Raw genomic sequence first — 4,944 nt, forward strand, 5'->3', positions numbered from 1 at the left:
GCCGCACCACCGCCAGCCAGGCGCCGATGCGCGGCAGCTCGTAGTGGAAGAAGTAGCGCGCCGCCCCCATCCGGCCGGCGCTCGCCGGGCTCGACAGCGAGGCATCCCGCTGCAGCACGCTGCAGGCGATGTCCAGCCACATCCACGCCAGCACCACGTGCCCAAAGGCCTGCATGTAAGGCACGGCATTGGCCAGCGCCTCCTGCGGGTCGCCCGTGGCCCAGGCGGCCTGGGTGGCCTCGCCCACTTCCTGCAGCGCCTGCGCCAGCTGCCCCGCCCAGTCAGCCAGTTCCGGGTGCGCGCGTGCGCGCTCGATCGCCGCGCCGATGGTGCGCGCCAGCAGCTTCAGCCCCGCCCCGTCCTGCATGACCACCTTGCGCCCCAGCAGGTCCATGGCCTGGATGCCGTGTGTGCCCTCGTGGATCATGTTCAGGCGGTTGTCGCGCCAGTACTGCTCGACAGGAAAATCGCGCGTGTAGCCATAGCCGCCGTGGATCTGGATCGCCAGGCTGTTGGCTTCCAGGCAATTCTCGCTCGGCCAGCTCTTGGCAATCGGCGTGAGCACCTCCAGCAGCAACCGCGCCTCGGCGGCGGCCTGGGGCTCGCCCGTGCGCCCCTCGTCCACCAGGCGGGCGCAATACAGGTTCAGCGCCAGCGCCCCCTCGCACCAGCTCTTTTGCGCAAGCAGCATGCGCTTGATGTCGGCGTGTTCGATCAGCGGCACGGGCGGTTGCGTGGGGTCCTTGCCGCCGGCGCCCATGGGCCGGCCCTGCAGGCGCGTCCGGGCGTAGTCCAGGCTGGCGTAGTAGCCCGCCAGCCCCAGCATGGTCGCCGCCATGCCGATGGCGATGCGCGCCTCGTTCATCATGTGGAACATGCATTTCAGGCCCTCGCCCGGCTGGCCCACCAGGTAGCCGATCGCGCCCGCGCTGCCGCGCACCGGGTACTTGCCCTCGCCGAAGTTCAGCAGCGTGTTGGTCGTGCCGCGCCAGCCCAGCTTGTGGTTCAGGCCGGCCAGCGCCACGTCGTTGCGCTCGCCGGTGAGCCGGCCGTCGGTGTCCACCAGGTGCTTGGGCACGATGAACAGCGAGATGCCGCGCGTGCCCGGCACCAGCTTGCCATCCGGCCCGGGGATCTTCGCCAGCACCAGGTGCACGATGTTCTCGGCCAGCTCGTGGTCGCCGCCGCTGATCCACATCTTGTTGCCGGTCAGGCGGTAGCGCGGGCCGAGCGGGTCGTCGGCAAAGTCCGCCCCATCGGCTTCCGCCCGCGTGGCGACGTCCGACAGCGAGGAGCCCGCCTGCGGCTCGGACAGGCACATGGTGCCGGTCCAGCGGCCGTTGAACTCGTTGGCAGCGAAGACCTGCTGCTGCATCGGCGTGCCGTGCGCGAGGATGGCGTTGGCGTTGCCGGTGGTCAGCAGGTTGGCGCCAATGCTGATGGAGGCCACGCCGAAGAAGGCATTGGCCGCCGACTCCACCACGTAGGGCAGCTGCATGCCGCCCAGTTCGTAGTCCTGCGCGGCGCTGAGCATGCCGCTTTCCGCATAGGCCAGGCGCGCGTCGTGCGTGCACTGCGGCAGGATGACGCGCTCGCCGTCAAAGCGCGGCTCCTGCTCGTCTACCGTGCGGTTGAAGGGCGCGTATTTCTCGCGCGCGATGCGCTCGCAGGTGTCGAGCACGGCGTCGAAGGTCTCGCGCGAGTGGTCGGCGAAACGCTCGCGGGCCGTGAGCGATTCGGCCTGCAGCCAGTCGTGCAGCAGGAAGTCGAGGGTGGAGCGCAGGGGGGAGGTCATGGTGGAAATTATGGACACCCTCGCGCCCCGGCCCATGTCCAGTAGGCGACGCAACGCCCCCGGAAAAACGAACGCCCCGCGCAGGCCTTGCATCCTGCGCGGGGCGTTTTCCGTTTCTGCGTGCGGGCAGCCCGGTGCTTACAGCACCTCGAACACCCCGGCCGCGCCCATGCCGCCGCCGATGCACATGGTCACGCACACGCGCTTCGCCCCGCGGCGTTTGCCCTCGATGAGGGCATGGCCCGTCAGGCGCTGGCCGGACACTCCGTAGGGGTGGCCCAGGGCGATGGCGCCGCCGTTCACGTTCAGGCGGTCGGCGGGAATGCCCAGCTTGTCGCGGCAGTAGATGACCTGCACGGCGAAGGCCTCGTTCAGCTCCCACAGGTCGATGTCCTCGACCTTCAGGCCCAGCTTCTTGAGCACCTTCGGCACGGCGAACACCGGGCCGATGCCCATCTCGTCGGGCTCGCAGCCGGCCACGGCAAAGCCCAGGAAGCGGCCCAGGGGCTTCAGGTTGTTGCGGCTGGCGAATTCCTCGCTCACCACCACGCAGGCACCCGCGCCGTCGCTGAACTGGCTGGCGTTGCCCGCCGCGATCACGCCGCCGGGCAGCGCGGGCTTGATCCCGCTGATGCCTTCCTTGGTCGTGCCCTCGCGCGTGCCCTCGTCCTTGCTGACCGTGACTTCCTTGGTGACCAGGCCGCGCACCTTGTCGGCGATGCCGGCGGTGACGGTGATCGGCACGATCTCGTCATCGAACTTGCCCGCCGCCTGGGCGGCGCAGGCCTTTTGCTGGCTGGCGGCGCCGTACTCGTCCATGGCGTCGCGGCCGATGCCGTAGCGCTTGGCGACCTGCTCGGCGGTCTGCAGCATGGTCCAGTAGATCTCGGGTTTCTTCTTCTTGAGCGCGAGGTCGAAGATCATGTGCAGGTTCATCTCCTGCTGCACGCAGGAGATGCTCTCCACGCCGCCGGCCACGTACACCTCGCCTTCGCCGGCGATGATGCGCTGGCTGGCGGTGGCGATGGTCTGCAGGCCCGAGGAGCAGAAGCGGTTGATGGTCATGCCCGAGGTGGTCACGGGCAGGTCGGCCATCAGCGCGATCTGGCGCGCGATGTTCATGCCGGTGGCGCCTTCGGGGTTGGCGCAGCCCATGATGACGTCGTCGACCAGCGCCGGGTCGATGCCGGCGCGCTCGACGGCGGCGCGCACCACGTGCCCGCCCAGCGTGGCGCCATGGGTCATGTTGAAGGAGCCCTTCCAGCTCTTGGCGAGCGGCGTGCGGGCGGTGGAGACGATCACTGCGGAGGTCATGTGCGAACTTCCTTGAATTCGGTGGATGGGGTGGCGGCCAATGGCGGTGGCAGCGGCCTCAGAAACCCTTGCCCTCGGCGACCAGCCGCTGCAGGAGCGGCGCGGGCTGCCAGAAGGCGGCATCGTCCAGCGGGTTCTGCGCGAAACGCTTCATGGCCTGCACCACGTTGAACAGGCCGACCTCGTTGGCGTAGTTCAGCGGGCCGCCGCGATGCACCGGGAAGCCGTAGCCGAAGATGTAGACCACGTCGATGTCGCTCGCCTTGTTGGCGATGCCTTCCTCCAGGATGTGCGCCGCCTCGTTCACGAGCGCATACACCAGGCGCTGCACGATCTCCTCGTCGCTGATCTTGCGCGGCGTGATGCCCAGCGACTGGCGGTGGTCGGCCACCATCTTCTCGACCTCGGCATTCGGGATGGCGTCGCGCTTGCCCGGTGCGTAGTCGTACCAGCCCTTGCCCACCTTCTGGCCGAAGCGGCCCATCTCGCACAGCAGGTCGGCGGTCTTGCTGTACTTCATGTCCGGCTGCTCGACGGCGCGGCGCTTTCGGATGGCCCAGCCGATGTCGTTGCCGGCGAGGTCTCCCATGCGGAACGGGCCCATGGCAAAGCCGAATTTCTCGATCGCCTGGTCCACCTGTTGCGGCGTGCAGCCCTCGTCCAGCAGGAAGCCCGCCTGGCGGCCGTATTGCTCGATCATGCGGTTGCCGATGAAGCCGTCGCACACGCCCGAGACCACGGCCACCTTCTTGATTTTCTTGGCCACGGCCATCACGGTGGCGAGCACGTCCTTGGCGGTCGCATCGCCGCGCACCACCTCCAGCAGCTTCATCACGTTGGCGGGACTGAAGAAATGCAGGCCCACCACGTCCTGCGGGCGCTGGGTGAAGCTGGCGATCTGGTTCAGGTCGAGCGTCGAGGTGTTGGACGCGAGGATGGCGCCCGGCTTCATCACCTCGTCGAGCTTCTTGAACACCTGCTCCTTCACACCCATGTCCTCGAACACCGCCTCGATGACCAGGTCGGCGTCCTTGAGGTCGTCGTAGGACAGCGTGGTGGACAGGAGCGCCATGCGCTGCTGGTACTTGTCCTCCTTGAGCTTGCCCTTCTTGACCTGCGCCTCGTAGTTCTTGCGCATGGTGGCGACGCCCCGGTCCAGCGCCTCCTGCTTCATCTCCAGCATCACCACCGGGATGCCGGCGTTCAGGAAGTTCATGGCGATGCCGCCGCCCATGGTGCCGGCACCAATCACGGCCACCTTCTTGATCTCGCGCTTCGGCGTGTCGGCCGGCACGTCCGGGATCTTGCTGGCGGCACGCTCGGCGAAGAACAGGTGGCGCAGCGCGCGCGACTCGGCCGTCCACATCAGCTGGATGAACAGCTCGCGCTCGGCGGCCAGGCCGTCGTCGAACTTCCTGTGCTTGGTGGCGGCCTCGACGGCATCCACGCACTTGGCAGGCGCAGGGAAGTTCTTCGCCATCCCCTTGACCATGTTGCGCGCGAACTGGAAATATGCGTCGCCGTTGGGGTGCTTGCACGGCAGGTTGCGCACCAGCGGCAGCGGACGCACATCGGCCACGCTGCGCGCGAACGCCAGCGCCTCTTCCGCCAGGCCCTCGGGCGAGGCGGCCATCTTGTCGAACAACTTCTGGCCCGGCACGGCACCGATGAATTCGCTCTTGACGGCCTCGCCGCTGACGATCATGTTCAGCGCCGCCTCCACGCCGATCACGCGCGGCAGGCGCTGCGTGCCACCCGCGCCGGGCAGCAGGCCCAGCTTCACCTCGGGCAGCGCCACGCTGCAGCCCGGCGCGGCGATCCGGTAGTGGCAGGGG

3 protein-coding genes are annotated in these 4,944 nt (G+C 68.3%); all 3 read right to left on the minus strand.

Annotated features, from left to right (window positions below):
- A partial coding sequence (locus tag A612_RS11710) for an acyl-CoA dehydrogenase (protein ID WP_019374663.1) occupies nucleotides 1–1,795 on the minus strand: 1,795 nt, incomplete at its 3' end.
- Between the two features lie 138 nt (nucleotides 1,796–1,933).
- Entirely contained in the window at nucleotides 1,934–3,109 is a 1,176-nt protein-coding gene (locus tag A612_RS11715; protein WP_019374664.1) for an acetyl-CoA C-acyltransferase, read from the minus strand.
- A gap of 58 nt (nucleotides 3,110–3,167) precedes the next feature.
- The coding region (locus A612_RS11720; RefSeq protein WP_019374665.1) for a 3-hydroxyacyl-CoA dehydrogenase NAD-binding domain-containing protein at nucleotides 3,168–4,944 on the minus strand (1,777 nt) is incomplete at its 5' end.

The sequence above is a fragment of the Melaminivora alkalimesophila genome (assembly GCF_000282995.1).
Taxonomy (GTDB): Bacteria; Pseudomonadota; Gammaproteobacteria; order Burkholderiales; family Burkholderiaceae_C; genus Melaminivora; species Melaminivora alkalimesophila.

What these genes read in the sequence shown, in the direction of transcription:
- A612_RS11715 (WP_019374664.1), bottom strand. Translation starts at nt 3,109, where the DNA reads ATGACCTCCGCAGTGATCGTCTCCACCGCCCGCACGCCGCTCGCCAAG.